The 16,001-nt window shown below is 64.0% G+C and carries 15 protein-coding genes; 3 read left to right on the forward strand and 12 right to left on the reverse strand.

Annotated features, from left to right (window positions below):
* Nucleotides 1-9 precede the first annotated feature (9 nt).
* From ABXS05_RS34585 to ABXS05_RS34595, 3 genes are all read right to left on the reverse strand, one after another.
* The gene (locus ABXS05_RS34585) at nucleotides 10-927 is read right to left on the reverse strand and encodes a LysR family transcriptional regulator (protein WP_367627061.1); all 918 of its coding nucleotides are present in this window, start codon (nucleotides 925-927) and stop codon (nucleotides 10-12) included.
* Nucleotides 928-1,293: 366 nt separating this feature from the next.
* The gene (gene glyS, locus ABXS05_RS34590) at nucleotides 1,294-3,399 is read right to left on the reverse strand and encodes a glycine--tRNA ligase subunit beta (protein ID WP_367627062.1); all 2,106 of its coding nucleotides are present in this window, start codon (nucleotides 3,397-3,399) and stop codon (nucleotides 1,294-1,296) included.
* Nucleotides 3,400-3,473: 74 nt separating this feature from the next.
* A complete protein-coding gene (locus tag ABXS05_RS34595) occupies nucleotides 3,474-4,397 on the reverse strand; it encodes a glycine--tRNA ligase subunit alpha (RefSeq protein WP_311943182.1) in 924 nt (307 codons plus the stop codon).
* A gap of 324 nt (nucleotides 4,398-4,721) precedes the next feature.
* On the opposite strand from ABXS05_RS34595, the gene ABXS05_RS34600 reads away from it, so the two are divergent.
* Entirely contained in the window at nucleotides 4,722-5,129 is a 408-nt protein-coding gene (locus ABXS05_RS34600; RefSeq protein ID WP_311943179.1) for a hypothetical protein, read from the forward strand.
* Nucleotides 5,130-5,230: 101 nt separating this feature from the next.
* On the opposite strand, the gene ABXS05_RS34605 is transcribed toward ABXS05_RS34600, so the two are convergent.
* Nucleotides 5,231-5,404: a hypothetical protein gene (locus ABXS05_RS34605; RefSeq protein WP_156771628.1), complete on the reverse strand. Its 174-nt coding sequence runs from the start codon at nucleotides 5,402-5,404 to the stop codon at nucleotides 5,231-5,233.
* A gap of 30 nt (nucleotides 5,405-5,434) precedes the next feature.
* Nucleotides 5,435-6,172: a S49 family peptidase gene (locus tag ABXS05_RS34610; RefSeq protein WP_367627063.1), complete on the reverse strand. Its 738-nt coding sequence runs from the start codon at nucleotides 6,170-6,172 to the stop codon at nucleotides 5,435-5,437.
* A gap of 466 nt (nucleotides 6,173-6,638) precedes the next feature.
* Here ABXS05_RS34610 and ABXS05_RS34615 point away from each other — a divergent pair, with 466 nt between their 5' ends.
* The gene (locus ABXS05_RS34615) at nucleotides 6,639-6,953 is read left to right on the forward strand and encodes a hypothetical protein (RefSeq protein ID WP_311943175.1); all 315 of its coding nucleotides are present in this window, start codon (nucleotides 6,639-6,641) and stop codon (nucleotides 6,951-6,953) included.
* Between the two features lie 78 nt (nucleotides 6,954-7,031).
* On the opposite strand, the gene ABXS05_RS34620 is transcribed toward ABXS05_RS34615, so the two are convergent.
* The 7 genes from ABXS05_RS34620 to ABXS05_RS34650 all read right to left on the reverse strand — a co-directional run bounded on the left by ABXS05_RS34620 (nucleotide 7,032) and on the right by ABXS05_RS34650 (nucleotide 14,892).
* On the reverse strand, nucleotides 7,032-7,976 hold the full coding sequence (locus tag ABXS05_RS34620; protein ID WP_311943173.1) for an amino acid ABC transporter substrate-binding protein: 945 nt from the start codon (nucleotides 7,974-7,976) through the stop codon (nucleotides 7,032-7,034).
* Nucleotides 7,977-8,179: 203 nt separating this feature from the next.
* Nucleotides 8,180-9,466 carry a dicarboxylate/amino acid:cation symporter gene (locus tag ABXS05_RS34625; RefSeq protein WP_376717754.1) on the reverse strand — a complete coding sequence of 429 codons (1,287 nt, stop codon included), beginning with the start codon at nucleotides 9,464-9,466 and terminating at the stop codon, nucleotides 8,180-8,182.
* 602 nt (nucleotides 9,467-10,068) lie between these two features.
* Nucleotides 10,069-10,830, reverse strand: coding sequence for an SDR family NAD(P)-dependent oxidoreductase (locus tag ABXS05_RS34630; protein ID WP_367627066.1), 762 nt, complete (start codon nucleotides 10,828-10,830; stop codon nucleotides 10,069-10,071).
* 35 nt (nucleotides 10,831-10,865) lie between these two features.
* Entirely contained in the window at nucleotides 10,866-11,669 is an 804-nt protein-coding gene (locus tag ABXS05_RS34635; RefSeq protein WP_149251749.1) for an ABC transporter permease, read from the reverse strand.
* Nucleotides 11,669-12,532, reverse strand: a complete 864-nt coding sequence (locus tag ABXS05_RS34640) for an ABC transporter permease (RefSeq protein WP_149251748.1) — start codon at nucleotides 12,530-12,532, stop codon at nucleotides 11,669-11,671. Before ABXS05_RS34640 ends, ABXS05_RS34635 begins: the two co-directional genes overlap by 1 nt.
* Nucleotides 12,533-12,591: 59 nt before the next feature.
* Nucleotides 12,592-13,755: an ABC transporter substrate-binding protein gene (locus ABXS05_RS34645; protein ID WP_311943164.1), complete on the reverse strand. Its 1,164-nt coding sequence runs from the start codon at nucleotides 13,753-13,755 to the stop codon at nucleotides 12,592-12,594.
* Between the two features lie 48 nt (nucleotides 13,756-13,803).
* Nucleotides 13,804-14,892: an ABC transporter ATP-binding protein gene (locus ABXS05_RS34650; protein WP_367627064.1), complete on the reverse strand. Its 1,089-nt coding sequence runs from the start codon at nucleotides 14,890-14,892 to the stop codon at nucleotides 13,804-13,806.
* Between the two features lie 217 nt (nucleotides 14,893-15,109).
* Here ABXS05_RS34650 and ABXS05_RS34655 point away from each other — a divergent pair, with 217 nt between their 5' ends.
* The gene (locus tag ABXS05_RS34655; protein WP_367627065.1) at nucleotides 15,110-15,868 is read left to right on the forward strand and encodes a helix-turn-helix transcriptional regulator; all 759 of its coding nucleotides are present in this window, start codon (nucleotides 15,110-15,112) and stop codon (nucleotides 15,866-15,868) included.
* Nucleotides 15,869-16,001: the final 133 nt, after the last annotated feature.

Raw genomic sequence — 16,001 nt, forward strand, 5'->3', positions numbered from 1 at the left:
GGAGCGCGCTCAGACCTCTGCCGTTCCCTCCAGCACGGGCCTGAGCTTCGTCAGTGCTTCCCAGCCATGGTCCATGAAGGCGCGAACCTTGGCGGAGTGCTTGAGATCGGGATGGGTCAGCAACCACAGGCCGGCGCCGACGCCCGGCAGCGGCTCGGACAGGCGCGGCAGCGGCAGGGCGTCGCCGATATAGCAGGGCAGCAAGCCGACCCCGAACCCTGACCGCAGGGCCTCGGCGACGCCGAGAATGGTGTTGAGGCGCATCACGATGCGCTCGTTCGGCACTTCACGTTCCACCCAGCGTGCCGGCGGAATGTTGGAAAGACCTTCGCCGGTGGCGATCCAGCGCTCGGCGAAGAGGTCGGCGAGCTCGGCACCCTTCAGCCGCTCCGGGCCGTAAATGGCCCAGGCAATGGTGCAGACCCGCCGCCCCACCAGCGTGTCCGGCGGCGCCGAGGTGGCACGGATCGCCACGTCCGCATCCCGCTTGGACAAGTTCAGCGGCAGGTTGGAGACGACGACGTCGAGGCGGATGTCGGGAAAGCTGGTCAGGAAACTGGTGAAGACCGGCATGGTCAGGTGCGCCATGATGCTGTCATTGGTGGTGACGCGCAATTCCCCGGACGGCTTGACATCCCGGCCCGCCACACGGCGCTCGAAGCCGCTGATGTCGTCGGCCATGCGGCCGGCGAGGGCCACCATCTCCTCCCCCGCCGCCGTGAGGGCGTAACCGCTGCGCCCTCGTTCGAACAAGCGGGCGCCGAGCAATTCCTCGACGGCATTGATGCGGCGGAAGACAGTGGAATGGTTGACGCCAAGGGCCGTCGCCGCGCCCACCAGGGATTTGGTCTCCGCCACGGCGCGGACATAGCGGTAGTCATCCCAATTGGGGGAGGGACGCTGTAGGGTAGAGTCAGAAACGGTCATGCAGGCGTCCCCGGCGACAAGAAACGCATATCCGGTGAAAGCTTTCTAGTGTTAGCACCGGCGAGCAATGGTGCAAGATCGTCTTGTGGAGACGAGCTCGGCCTGTGTTTTCATAGCAAGCATATCCGTCATTGCGAGCGCAGCGAAACAATCCAGCCTTCGCAAGATCGCTGGCCTAGAGCCCCTGGATTGCTTCGCTGTGCTCGCGATGACGGGTCGATGAGGCTTGTTGGGGCCGAGTAGGAGAGCAAAGTGCGTCTAGGCGAAAACGCGTGCTTGCTCTCCCTCGTTGGTCCCAAGCCAATCCTGCGGATTGGCTGGAGCGTCTTTGCGATTCTCGGCGATTCCGCCAGATCGCAAAACGCTTCAGCCCTCGATGCGCGAGAAATCGGCGACGCTGCGGGTTGCCGTGCGGATCTCTTCCAGCAGCTTCAGGCGGTTGAGGCGCAGGGCAGCATCGTCGGCGTTGACGAGGATCTTGTCGAAGAAAGCGTCGACGGGCCGGCGCAGCTGCGAAAGGGCCGTCATGGCGCCTTCATAGTCCTCGGCGGCAATGGCAGCCGATGCTGCCTGCCGGGCCGCCTGCAAGGCGGCCTGCAGCGCCTTTTCCTCCGGCTCGGTGAGGCGAGAGGCATCCGCGCCGCCGGCATAGGCACCGGCGCCGTCCTTCTTCTCCTCGATGCGCAGGATATTGGCGGCGCGCTTGGCTCCCGCCAGCAGGGCCTTGCCGTCCTCGCTGCCGAGGAAGCGGCCGAGTGCCTCGACCCGCCGGACGATGAGCAGGAGATCGTCCTGCCCGCCGAGACCGAAGACCGCGTCGACGAGATCGTGGCGCGCGCCCTGCTCGCGCAACTGCACCTTCAGGCGGTCGGCGAAGAAGGCCAGGAGATCGTCGGCGATGTCGTTGCTCTTGGCGAAGGGAGCCTTGGCGACGGTCGTGAGGAGGGGCAGGCGCAGCCTGTTGTCGAGCACCAGGCGGATGACACCGAGGGCGGCCCGGCGCAGGGCATAGGGATCCTTGCTGCCGGTCGGCTTCTCGTCGATGGTCCAGAAGCCGATCAGCGTGTCGAGCTTGTCGGCGAGCGCCACGGCGACCGCGACCGGATCGCTCGGCGCGCCGTCGCCGGCGCCCTTGGGACGATAGTGATCCTCGAGCGCGGCGGCGATGGCGGCGTCCTCGCCCTGGGCGGTGGCGTAATAGCGGCCCATCAGCCCCTGCAGTTCGGGAAACTCGCCGACCATTTCGGTGGCAAGATCCGCCTTAGCGAGCCTAGCCGCCCGCTCGGCCTTGGCGGGGTCGGCACCCACGACAGGCGCGAGCGCCTTGGCCAAAGCGGCGATGCGCTCGATGCGCTGGCCCTGCGTGCCGAGCTTCTCGTGGAACACCACATTCGAGGCGATGATCTTGGCGAGGCGCTGGTCGAGCGGCTTGCCTTCAGCTTCATAACCGGGCAGGGGCTTCTGGTCGGTTTCCCAGAAGAACTTGGCGTCGGAGAGGCGCGCGCGGATGACGCGCTCATTGCCGGCGACGATGGCCGCTCCGCCGTCGACAGCCTCGATATTGGCGATCAGGATGAAACGGTTGGCGAGGCGCCCCGTCTTGGGATCGCGCACCACGAAGCATTTCTGGTTGGCGCGGATGGTGGCCTGGATCGCTTCGTCCGGTACCGAGAGGAAGCTCTCCTCGAAGGAGCCCATCAGCACCACCGGCCATTCCACCAGGCCGGCGGCCTCATGCAGCACCGCGTCGTCCTCGACCAGTTCCAGCCCCTGGGCGAAAGCGAGGTTGCGGGCATCGGTAAGGATGATATCGCGCCGGCGGGCCGGATCGAGCACCACCTTGGCGGCCTCCAGCTTGGCGACATAGTCTTCGAAGCGCCTGACCTGGATGGTCCCCGGCGCCATGAAGCGATGGCCCTTGGTGGTATCGCCGACGGCGACGCCCTCGATCTCGAAGCGCACCACTTCCGGGTCCTCGGTCTCTGGGCCGAAGGTGCAGAGGATCGAATGCAGCGGACGCACCCAGCGCAGGCTGCCCGAACCCCAGCGCATGGATTTGGGCCAGGGGAAGCTGCGCACCACTTCCGGCACGATCTCGGCGATGAGGTCGGGTAGGGCCCGTCCGGCCTTTTCCACTACCGCCACGTAGAACTCGCCCTTCTTGGGATCGCTCTCGATGCGGGCCTGGTCGAGCGAGGCGAGGCCGGCGGCCTTCAGGAAGCCCTGGATAGCGCCGTCGGGGGCGCCGACACGAGGGCCCTTGCGCTCTTCGCGCGTATCGGGCTGGCGGGCCGGCAGGCCATGCACGGTCAGGGCCAGGCGGCGCGGCGTGGCATAGGCCGAGGCGCCCTCATAGACGACGCCGCGCTCGACGAGCGCATCCGTGACCATTTTCTTGAGGTCCTCGGCCGCCTTGGCCTGCATGCGGGCGGGGATTTCCTCGGAGAAGAGTTCGAGCAGGAGGTCGGGCATGGGATCGGTTTCGAAAGCTGGTGACCTGGAAGGCCGGAAAGGGAAGGGATGGGGAGCGCGGAGAGGGTCTACGATCAGGCCCCGCCGGCTTCGGTCTTGACCCAAGCCTCGCCGCAGGCCTTGGCGAGGTCGCGTACGCGCAGGATGTAGCTCTGGCGCTCGGTCACCGAGATAGCGCCGCGCGCGTCGAGCAGATTGAAGCGGTGGCTCGCCTTGATGCACTGGTCATAGGCGGGCAAAGCGAGCTGATGCCGATTGCCCTTGTCGCCGGCGGCAAGCAGGGCCTTGCACTCCTTTTCGGCATCTATGAAGTGCTGCTTGAGCATCTCGATGTCGGCATGCTCGAAATTATGGCGCGAATATTCCTGCTCGGCCTGCAGGAAGACATCGCCATAGGTGACCTTCTCGGCGCCGTCGCGGCCGTTATAGTTGAGATCATAGACGTTCTCGACGCCCTGGACATACATGGCCAGGCGCTCGAGGCCATAGGTCAGCTCCCCGGAGACAGGATTGCATTCCTGCCCGGCGACCTGCTGGAAATAGGTGAACTGCGACACTTCCATGCCGTCGCACCAGCACTCCCAGCCCAGGCCCCAGGCGCCGAGCGTGGGGCTCTCCCAGTCGTCCTCGACGAAGCGAACGTCATGGACCAGGGGATCGAGCCCGATGGCGGCCAGCGAGCCGAGATACAGGTCCTGCAGCTCCGGCGGCGAAGGCTTCAGGATGACCTGGAACTGGTAATAATGCTGCAGGCGGTTGGGGTTCTCGCCATAACGCCCATCCTTGGGGCGGCGCGAAGGCTGCACATAGGCCGCTTTCCAGGCCTTGGGGCCGAGCGAGCGCAGGGTGGTGGCCGGGTGGAAGGTACCGGCGCCCACTTCCATGTCGTAAGGCTGCAGCACGACACAGCCGTGATCGGCCCAATAGCGCTGAAGGGTCAGGATCAGGCCCTGGAAGGAGCGTTCAGGGCGCATATGGGCGGGGGTAGCGTCGGCCATGACGGTTCTCGAACTAGAGCATTTTCTCCAGAAAGCCGGCCGGCTTCTCAACTGAGAAGATGCGTCAAAACAAAAGAGACCGAGAAAATTGCGGTTCAGGGAAATCGCACTTTTCTTCAGCTGAGCCGTGCCGGAGAAACTGTTTCCGCCGGTACAGACCAGGGCCCGACCCTTAGAGCAAGATCGACACTGGGGAAACCTGTTTGTGCGGCGCGCGGCCTTGTGCCTGTCCGCACAGATGCCGGGAAGCACTCATGAGACAAGGGACGCAACGGGACACCACAACCGATCCCGTCCAAACCAAAGCTCAGGAGAGTAAGTATTATGTCCAGGCAATCCCTTCTTCGTACAGGACTTATCGCGGCCTTGATCTTCGGCTCGGTAGCCGGCTCGATCTCCACGTCCTTCGCCGCTACGACCGGCCCGGGTGCCGGCGGCAATGGCGGTGGCCGAGGCGCCAGCTCGGGTGCGTCCGGCGGCGGTGGTGGCGGTAATGGCGGCGGGACCTCGCCGGAGGCCCGTGTGATCATCACGAACCCGCCGCCCTGCCGCACCCATGCCTGCAATCCGCCGCGGCCCCGCCCGGCCGTGGCTCCCGTCAAGGTCAAGTTCGTCGATCAGCAGCGCTGCACCAATGTCTGGCGCCAGGTGGTGCTGGACGACGGCTCCATCATGGAGGACCGCAGCGTGCCGATGCGCAAGCATTGCCGGATCATTCGCAACTTCGATTGATCCAAGCCCCGCCAAAAAAGCAGAAGCAGGTTCGCGAGAACCTGCTTCTTTGCATTTGGCGGATCTGCATGAGGACCCGCAACCGGAACGGCCGCGCCGCTTTATTCGGGGCGATAGACGCCGCTACGCGGGTCGCGGCGCAGGTTGATGGCTTCCTGTCGCACGGGCTGGGGTTTGTAGAGTTCGTTGTTCACTCGCTCCCATTCGCGCTTGACCAGGCGCGCGAGAACCACGGTCCCGACAAGGCTGGCGACGGCTAGAACGACAGGATGCATGGCAGGTCCTCTTCATTCATCATTCCGTAACTATAAACCGAAACGGGCACGAATTGCACGCCCTTCGAGTGCGGCAAGAATGCCTTCGGTTAATTGCTCGCTTTCAGCAGCCGAGAAATGGGCGCCAAGGCCGAAGCGCCGGGCAAGCAGGCCACGCGGTTCCGACACGGTCTTGAAGCGTACCTTCTCGCCATAGCGCGCGCGCATGGTGGACCTCACATCGCCCATGGCATCGGCAAGGCCGAGCTCGATGGCCCGCGGCGCGAGCCAGAACTCGCCCGAGAACAGCAGCTCCTCCTCGCCCTTGAGCTTGCCGGCGCGGCGTTCCCGGACCAGGGCGATGAACATGTCATGGATGTCATGTTGCAGCGCCGCCAGCCTTTCGACATCCTCGGGCTTTTCGGGCCGGAAGGGATCCAGCATCGTCTTGGAGCGCCCGGCCGTGTGAACGCGGCGCTCGACCCCGATCTTCTCGATCAGCTTGTCGAAGCCGAAGGAGGCGGAGACCACACCGATGGAGCCCAGGATCGAGGCGGGGTCGGCAACGATCTCGTCGGCGGCGCAGGCGATCATGTAGCCCCCGGAGGCCGCGACGTCCTCGACGAAGGCAAAGACCGGCAGCTTTTTCTCGGCGGCGAGGGCGCGGATACGGCGCATGATCAGATGCGATTGCGCCGGCGAGCCACCGGGTGAATTGATCACCAGCGCGACCGCCTTGGCGCCTTTCACGGCGAAGGCACTGTCGATGAGCTTGTCGAGCTTGGTCATGTTCAGGCTGCTCGAGAACCGCGAGCCGGTACCGATGGTGCCGGAAAGCGGAAGGACGGCAACCACGGGCGCCGGGTGACGCCATTTCTCGGGCAGTAATTGTCGGATCCGGCCGATACTTCGCTTCAATGGATTGGTCGATCGCGGGATATCAGGTGTCGTCAACGCAGCTTCGCCTCTTCCTGTGCAGCAGGGGCGGCAGTCCTCACGAGAAGGTGATGAACGCCTTTGCCGCATATAGGCATGAAATCCCGGCGGTACGATAGGTTGCCGCGCCGGCTGAATGCAGGATGAACGGGTCGATCAAGTCGCATTCAGCCAATGCCGGGATAGTGGAAGCGGGAAGGGACGAACGATAATCGCCGCTCCCCCCGGAACCTTCACGGTTTCGGCAGTTAGTATCATAGTAAGCCGGCCCGTCGGGGTCGGGTCGAGCTTTCGCCGATTTGAATCGCAGGAGGAACGAATGTTTCGCAAACTCGCTCTGGCAGCCGCTCTGGCTTTCGGCATGGGGGGCGCTGCAATGACCGCGCAGTCGGCCCAGGCTGCGGTGATCCATCCCGCAGCCAATGCTGGCGTGATCCAGGCCATTGAACAGTCGGCCCCGTCACCGGATGCCGCGCAGAAGGTCTATCACCGCGGCCGCCCGCATTATTATCGCCCGCACTATTACCGCCCGCATTGGCGTCCGCGTCCGGCACGTTACTGCCGCTGGCAGCGTGTACGCGTCCACACCTATTACGGCTGGCGCTGGGTGAACCGTCGCGTCTGCTGGCGCTGATGAAAATCGTCTCCGCTGCCTGACGATCGACACCCCCGAACTTGGTTCGGGGGTGTTTTTCATCGGGGCCTCGGTCGATCAGAACGCATCGATGCCGAGCGCCCGCCAGGCTTCGGTCAATTGCAGGGAGATCGGCAGATTGAGATTCTCCCCGGTCGGCGTCGGCTGGAGGAACCATCTGCGATAGGTCCTCACCAGTCTGCCCTGCTCGGCCATGGTCGCAAAGGCGCGTTTGACGGCCTCGGCCATCAGGGGATCGTCCTTGCGGAACATGATGCCATAGGCGTCATAGGTGATGAAATCGCCGACCACGGCCAAGGTCTTCTGGGCATGGTTGCGCGCGATGAAACCATAGAGCAGCACGTCGTCTGTGGCGAAGGCATCGGCCTTTCCGGCCGCCAGCATGTCGTAGGACTGCTGATGATCGGGCGCCGAAGCGATGGTCATGCCAAGATGATATTTGTCGTTGAGCTGCCTCAGCGCCGCTTCGTTTGTGGTGCCCGCCGTCACCACCAGGGTCTTGCCCTGCAGATCCTTGTAGGAGCGGATGCCCGAGCCGCGCTTGACCAGCAGCTTGGTGCCCGCGACATAGGTGACGGGCGAGAAGGAAACCTGCTTCTCGCGCTCGCGATTGGCCGTGGTCGAACCGCATTCGAGGTCGACCTCGCCCGAGGTCACCGCCGCGATGCGGGTGTCCGAGGTGACGAGCCTGTAGTCGATGCGAACCGGCTTGTCATGCAGCTCGCGCGAGATCTCGTCGACCACGCCCTTGCAAAACTCGATGGCGTAGCCTTGCGGTTCGGCCTGTTCCGGCCGTTTGAAGGAGAAAGGGAAGGAGGCGTCGCGATAGCCGATGATGATGGCGCCGGTCTGGTTCGCCTTCAGCAACGTGCCGGATAGCTCCAGCGGAAAGTAATCCTGCTTCGGTGCGGCCGTCAGGTCCTGCCCGATCATGTCCTCGGCCTTGGCGGGGACATTTGCCGCCAGAATGACGATGGCCGCTAGCGCCAAGAGTTTATGCAAGACTCTCTCCTGAAAAATCCGGACAGCGGGTGGATTGGCACCGCCACGCTGCAGCAAAATGGCTTTTCCGTGAGGTGCCATTTCCCCTAACTCTTTGTTTTGGCGCATTTTCCTGGTCGAAAAGCCTGTCGACTCTTCTCAAAAATGCTCTCGGATGCTCGACGACGGCAGGCGGCGGCACGAGCCGTGCCGCCGCCATTGGCTCAGGCGGGTGCCGCTGCGGGCGCCACTTCCGGCGCGTTGATGTCGTCCTTTTCCGGACCGAGGCCGCCCTCGAACTTGGCGACTGCCGACGCCGCCAGCGAGTTGCCGATCACATTGGTGGCGCTGCGGCCCATGTCGAGGAACTGGTCGATGCCGATGATCAGATAGAGCCCCGCATCCGGGATGTTGAACTGGTGCAGCGTCGCCAGGATCACCACCAGCGATGCCTTGGGCACGCCGGCCACGCCCTTGGACGTCAGCATCAGCGTGCCGGCGATGGCAAGCTGGGTGCCGAGCGAGAGTTCCATGCCATAGGCCTGGGCGACGAACAGGGTCGCGAAGGTCGTATAGGCCATGGTGCCGTCGAGGTTGAAGGAATAGCCGAGTGGCAGCACGAAGCTGGCGATGCGCTTGGGGACGCCGAACCGCTCGAGCTGGTCGAGGATCTTGGGATAGGCGGCTTCCGAACTCGCCGTCGAGAAGGCGAGCAGGAAGGGCTCGCGCATGCGCCTGATCAGATTGCCCATGCGGGCACCGAGCAGGAAATAGCCGATGGCGATCAGGAACCCCCACAGGATGAGCAGCGTCAGGTAGAAGCCGCCGAGGAACTTGACGAAGTTCAAGAGCACGCTTGGGCCGGACGTGGTGATGACGGAGGCCACGGCCGCGCAGACGGCCAACGGCGCCAGCGTCATCACATAACCAGTGATTGTCAGCATCATGTGGGCGACGTCATCGGCAAGGTGGACGAGAGGCTTGCCGCGCTCGCCCAGGGCCATGATGGCAACGCCCGCAAACAGCGAGAACACAACGATCTGCAGGATCTCGCCTTCGGCCATCGCCTTGAAGATCGAGGTCGGAACCAGATGTTCGATGAAATTCTTGAAGCTGAAGGAGGCGGTCGCGATATTGGCGGTATTGCCGCTCTGGTCGGCGATCACGATGCCGTGGCCGGGCTGGATGAGATTGGCCATCACCAGGCCGAGCAGCAGCGACACGATCGACGCCGAGATGAACCAGCCCATGGTCTTGGCGCCAACCCGTCCCAAGGTGGCTGCGTCGCCCATGTGGCCGATGCCGACGATCAGGGTCGAAAGCACCAGCGGGCCAATGATCATCTTGATCAGCTTCAGGAAGATCGTGCTGACGAGGGACATGTAGTCGGCGATCGTGGCCGCGGTTTTCTTGTCGGGGAAGGAGTAGAAACAGGCGATACCGATTGCGATGCCCAGCACGAGACCGACCATCACGTAGATGAAGTTCCTATTCAAGTTGACCCCCCTCATTTGACCTAACGGTTGCATCTGGCGGGATGCAGACAAGCGAGATTCCCCTGGGCAAATCATCAGACAAACGACGCTGGAGAGACGCGTATGCCAAAAGTTTGCAACAGATTTGTCATGTTATTGACATAGTTGCACTCCAGCCGGCGGCCCGAGTCAAGCCTTTTCAAAGCGCTTTTGCAGATGTCGACCGACACATTTCCTGCCGAATATTGACAGGGTGTTTTGCTCGAAAAACAGGAGCGTTCATTTTGGTCAACGCGAGGCAGCACCATACCGTCCGCGCGGAAAGGCGCGCGGGAGACGAGCAGAGCCGATTTGCATATCAGGAATCCTAAAGGCCACCCCGTCATTGCGAGTGAAGCGAAGCAATCCAGAGGCCGTAAACTCTGTGCTTTCAGGCCTCCAGATTGCTTCGCTTCGCTCGCAATGACGGAACGGGTAAATCAGACGTCATCCGCGTTGGCCCAAGCTTGCGGCGACGGCCCATGCCAAGTCTTTGACACTTCCTACGATGTCTTTGACACTTCCTACGATGTCTTTGACACGTCCTACGATCGCGGGAAGGCCATGCTTCGACCCGACGTCATCTCCGAGGCTTGGTATCAGCCGATACTCTCGCCGCCGTCGACAACCAGAGCCTGGCCGGTCATGAAGGCGGAACGATCCGAGACCAGGAAGAGAATGGCCTCGGCGATCTCTTCCGCCGTGGCCCAGCGGCCCATCGGGATCTTTTCGCGAACATAGGCCTCGATGGCGGCACGGCCGCCCATCTGGGCAATGAAGGGCTCGTTGAAAGGGGTGTCGACCCAGCCGGGGCACAGGGCGTTCACCCGGACCTTGTGCCGGGCATAGTCGAGTGCCATCTGGCGCGTCATGGCCACCACGGCATGCTTGGAGGTGGCATAGGCGATCATTTCCCGGTCGTAGAACACGCCGGAATTGGAAGCCGTGTTGAGGATGACGCCGCCGCCCGCCGCGATCATCGCCGGCATGGCGAGCCGGGCCGCCAGGAAATGGGCACGCACATTGATGCGCCAGGACGCATCGAATCCATCCAGGCTGACCTCGGTCAGCGGCCCGCCGACCTGGATGCCGGCATGATTGTGCAGGATGTCGATGCGGCCGTGACGGTCGAGTGTGCCGCCGATGAGGCGCTCGACGGCCGCGTCATCCGCCACGTCGGTGGCGACAGCATCGGCACGGCCGCCTCGTGCGCGGATCATGCTGGCGGTCGCCTCGCCGGCGTCCTTGTCCCGATCGGCAACAATGAGGATGGCGCCCTCGCGCGCCATGGCAAGGGCGCCGGCCTGGCCGATGCCGGAGCCGGAGCCGGTGACGATGGCGATGCGGTTTTCGAGGATCATGGTCATTCACTCAGGAATTGGTGGCGCGAGGGCCGTTATCGGCGCTTGCGCAGCAGGAACTGGGCCAGCAGCACCATCAGCACCGAGGCGACCAGCACGAGCGTGGCGATGGCGTTGATCTCGGGGGTTACGCCGCGGCGGATCGAAGCGAACACATAGATCGGCAGGGTGGTCTGGGGGCCCGCCACGAAGAAGGCCACGATGAAGTCGTCGAAGGAGAAGGTGAAGGACAGCAGGAATCCCGCCAGGATGGCCGGGAAGATCTGCGGCAGCACGATGGAGCGGAAGGTGGTGAAGGGCGTGGCGTAAAGATCGCTCGACGCCTCGACCAGATCCCGGCTCAGGCTGCCGAGGCGGGCCCGTACGATCATGGTGACCAATGCCATCGAGAACAGGCCATGCGCTGCGATGATCGAGCCGTAACCAAGGCCGAGCTTGGGTGGGCTGTCGCCCGGCCAGAGCGCGGCGAGCAGCGGATTGGCGAAGGCGAAGACCTGCACCAGCGCCACCAGCGTGGCGATGCCGATGACCACGCCGGGCACCACGATGGCGGCGCCGAAAAGGGCATCGAAGACGAGGCGGGTTCGGGTTCCCACGCGCGACAGGCCGAGGGCCGCCATCGTGCCGAACACTGCCGCCAGCAGGGCACTGCTGGAGGCGACGATCAGGCTGTTGCGCAGGGCCTCGGTGAGGAAGGGGTTGGCGAGTGCCGTGCCGTACCACTTCGTCGAGAAACCGACGATCTCACTGGCATTGCGGCCGGCGTTGAAGGAGAACAGGACGAGGAGCCCGATCGGCAGATAGAGAAAGGCGAAGACGGCGGCGACGAAGGCTCTCATCAGATCAGGTCCACCTGCCGGGCGCCCGAGACGCGTGCCGTGATACGGTTGGCGATCATGAGCACCACGACGGAGGCGACCACCAGTGTCACGGCGATGGCCGAGCCGAACGGCCAGTTGCGCGATTGCAGGAAGAGGTCGACCAAGGCGTTGCCGATGAAGAACACCTTGCCGCCGCCGAGCAAGGTTGGGATCAGATATTCGCCGAGCAGCAGGATCATCACCAGGCTGAAGCCGGTCATCACCCCGGGCAGGGACAGCGGCAGCGTCACGCCGAAAAAGGTCGAGAAGGGCGTGGCGCCGAGATCGGCCGAGGCTTCGAGCAGGCGGCGGTCGAGCCGCTCGAGGCTGACATAGATCGGCAGGATCATCAGCGGCAGGTAGCCATAGACGATGCCGACCAGCACCGAGCCCGGCGTGTTGAGGAGCCGGACATCGGCAATACCGATGAGATCGAGCAGGGCCGGGATGCCGCGTGAGCCGAGGATGTACATCCAGGCATAGGAGCGCATCAACAGGCTGGTCCAGAACGGGATGACCACCAGTGCCAGCAGGATCAGGCGCCAGCGCGGCGGCGCCTTGACGGCGAGGTAGTAGGCGACGGGATAGGCCACCAGCAGGCAGGCGAAGGCACCGACCGGTGCCAGGATCGCGGTGTTCCAGAAGGCGGTGGAGCGCGCCCCGAGATTGGCATATTGCGCGAACGAGAACGCGGCCTGGTAACCGCCTTCCGGCGCCCGCTCGCCGACGCTGAAGACGAGCACGGCGATGAAGGGCAGCACCAGGAAGACCACGAGCCAGGCGCTCGCCGGGGCGAGCAGCAGGGTCGTCACGAATGTGCGGCGGGCGCGGGAGGAGGCCACGGATGAGGTTCCGGTGGAGGAGCAGGCAGCGGCATGACGCCGCCGCCCGGAAAGGCCGGTCAGGCCGATTTGAAGCGGGCCATCAACTCGGCGCGGCCCGGATCGGTCAGTGTCGCCGCTGCCCCGAATTCCAGCGGCTTCAGCAGTTCGGCGGCCGGATAGAGAATGGGATTGGACAGGAAGTCCTTGGGCAGCAGGGCGTTGACGCGCGAATCCGTGCAGGGCGCGCCATTGGCGATGTGCTCCTTCACGGCATTTTCAGGCGTCATCAGATAGTTGAGCAGGGCATAGCCGGCCGGCTTGTTGGGCGCATCCTTGGGGATGGCGTAGAAATCGGTCCAGATCTCGCCGCCCTCCTTGCCGAGGATGTATTTGATGTGGGGCAAGTCGCGGTTGAGCTGGGCCCCGTCATTGGTCCAGCACATCGTCATCCAGGCATCGTTGGCGCGCATGGGCGGCTGGTAGTCGGAGGACACCGCATAGAGATGCGGCTTGGCCTTGATCAGCAGTTCCTCGGCCTTGGCAAGCTCGTCCTGCTTGAGCGAGTTGAAGGAATAGCCGAAATATTTCAGGGCGTTGCCGATGGTGGTGAGCTGGTAGTCATGCACCATGGTGCGGTTGGAACCCTCGGCCATGGCGGTGTCCCAGAAATCCTTCCAGCTCGCCAGCGGCTTGGTGAGCTTCTGGGTATTCACCGCAAAGCCTGTGGTGCCCCAGTTCTTCGGCACGGCATAGACCGTACCGTCGACGGTGCCTTCGGCCGTGAAGCGGGCATCCTCGGTCGAGGCGCTGTAGGCCGGCAGCTTGGCAAGGTCGATGGCGTCGATGAGGCTGAGCTTCTTGTAGGTGGAAATGGTGTAGTTGGTCGGCACGAACAGGCTCCAGCCGGTGGCACCGGCCTGGAGCTTGGCCAGCATCTCCTCGTTGGAGCCGAAGACGTTGACCTCGACGGCGACGCCCGTCGCCTTGGTGAAATTCACGAAGGTCTGCGGGTCGTGATAATTGGGCCAGGTGGCGATCGACATCTTGTCGCCGAGTTCGCCGGCCGCGTAGGCGGGGGCGGGCAGCAGGCCGTTCTCGCGGCCGAGCACGGCCATCGCCAGGCCGAGGCCGGTGGCGCCAAGGAAATGGCGACGGCTGATCGAGCCTTTGCGATAGCGCAGGAGCTGGTCGACAAAGCCCTGGGCCGAGATTGGCAGGTCGTCGCGATAGGATTTCGACATGGCTCATTTCCCTCTGGTAGCGTCGCTTTTTGCGGCTTTTCAGGTCGTTCAGGCGGCGAAGGCGAGTGGAGCACCCGGTGCGAAACCGACCGAGACGCTATCGCCCGGCCCCTTGAGGCCGGGACCGTGTGCCAGGTGGTCGGCCGCGACCAGGATGGTTCCGACATCCCGGATCTCGATGGCGTATTCGGCGGTCGAACCGAGAAAGATGCGGTTGTGCACGGTACCCTGCAGCCTTGGTCCGTCACCGGTCTCCAGCCGCATGGCTTCGGGGCGGATGCTCACGCGGACCGCCTGGCCGGGTCGTAGCGGCATGTGGGTCCGGGCCTGAAGCGTAGTGCCGTCGGCTAGCACGATGCTGGCCGCCTTGCCCTCTGCCGCGGTGACCTTGCCGTCGAGGAAATTGGACTTTCCGACGAAATCGGCGACGAAGAGATCGGCCGGATCGTCATAGATCTGGCTGGGAGCCCCGGTCTGGACGACACGGCCCTTGTTCATCACGCAGACGAGGTCGCTCATCGACAGCGCCTCTTCCTGGTCGTGGGTGACCAGCACGAAGGTGATGCCGAGGGACCGCTGCAAATTCTGCAGTTCGAGCTGCATCTCGGTGCGCAGCTTCTTGTCGAGCGCGGCGAGTGGCTCGTCGAGCAGCAGCACGGCAGGCTTGTTGACCAGGGCACGCGCCAGGGCGACGCGCTGCTGCTGGCCGCCGGAGAGCTCGTGAATGCGCCGGCGGCCATAGCCGGAGAGACGCACCATGGCGAGCGCCTCGTCGACGCGCCGGGCGATCTCCGAACCGGCCAGGCGCGGGCGGGCCTGGCGCAGGCCATAGGCGATGTTGTCGCCGACGCTCAGATGCGGAAACAGGGCATATTGCTGGAAGACCATGTTGACCGGGCGGCGAAAAGGCGGCGTTCCGGCCATGTCCTGGCCGCGGATCAACACCTGCCCGCTGCTCGGCTGCTCGAAGCCGCCGATCATACGCAGGCAGGTGGTCTTGCCGCAGCCCGAGGGGCCTAGCAACGCGACAAAGGCACCGTTGGGGATGGCAAGGTCGATGCCATGAACCGCGATGACCTCACCGTAGCGCTTGGCGACGGCGCGAAATTCGATATCGGGCGAGGTCGTGTCGTTCATCCGCGCTTGTCCCCTCGATCGGTGCCGAGCCGTTTCGTTCTGGCCGGTTCGTTCTTGCTTTTCGGCCCTCGGCGAAGAGAAAGCTAGCAGAGCCGATTTCCTCTCGTATATACCTATCCGGGGGTATATGCTGCATGTTTGTTCATCACAGGGGGTAGAAATCGGCAGCTCCAGGCATAATTTGGCGGCATCCACGGCGCTGGCGGAGGCGATAAAAGTGGCGGGCCACGCTGGGCCGGGCGAGTTCGAGCGTGCCCTGCTGGCCTGGCTCGGCCTGCATGCGCGCTTCGATCACAGCGTGGTGTTCGCCTATCGCGGTTCGGCGCGGCCGCCGATGCTGTACGAGACCTTCTCGCCTGCCGAGAGCCATGTCTTCGTCGCCCTCTACCAGGATGGCGCCTATCTGCTCGATCCCTTCCACCGGGCTGCGATCGGGGGATGCGAGGGCTTCCGTCGCATGCGCGAGCTGGCGCCCGACCGTTTCTACACCAGCGAGTATTTCCGCTCCTATTACAGCCAGACCGGGCTGGCGGAGGAGGTCGGCTTCTTCGTGCAGCTTCCCGAACAGACCTCGGTGGTCTGGTCCCTGATGCGCCTGGCCGCCTCCGGCCCGTTCGGCACGGCGGAGGTGCGCGGCCTGCGCGACCTGGCCCCGATCGTCCTCGCGCTCTGTGCCCAGCATTGGCGCGACCTGCCGGAGTTCGGCGAGGCCGGCAGCCGGGTGACGACCTTGCCGCTGCCGGGCAGCGATCTCGACCGGGCTCGGCTCTGGGCCAGCCAGTCGCTGACGGCGCGGGAGGGAGAAATCGTCAATCTGGTGCTGCAGGGGCATTCGTCGGATTCGATCAGCCGCCTGCTTCATATCTCGACGGGCACGGTGAAGGTGCATCGCCGCAACATCCGCCACAAGCTCGGCATCCATTCCCAGGCCGGCCTGTTCGCCCGTTTCCTCTCGCTTCTGAACGAGACGGGGTAGGTCCGATGCGGCTCATCTCAGAAGGAAACACTGCGAATTGTCATAGCCGGGCTTGACCCACGGCTGTCCGGTTAAGTTTCAGTTCCATTGCAGCACCATCTGAGGTGACGGAGGAGGCGGTGGCGGCGGACCT

It is taken from the genome of Labrys neptuniae, from assembly GCF_040797145.1.
In the GTDB taxonomy this organism is placed as follows: Bacteria; Pseudomonadota; Alphaproteobacteria; order Rhizobiales; family Labraceae; genus Labrys; species Labrys neptuniae.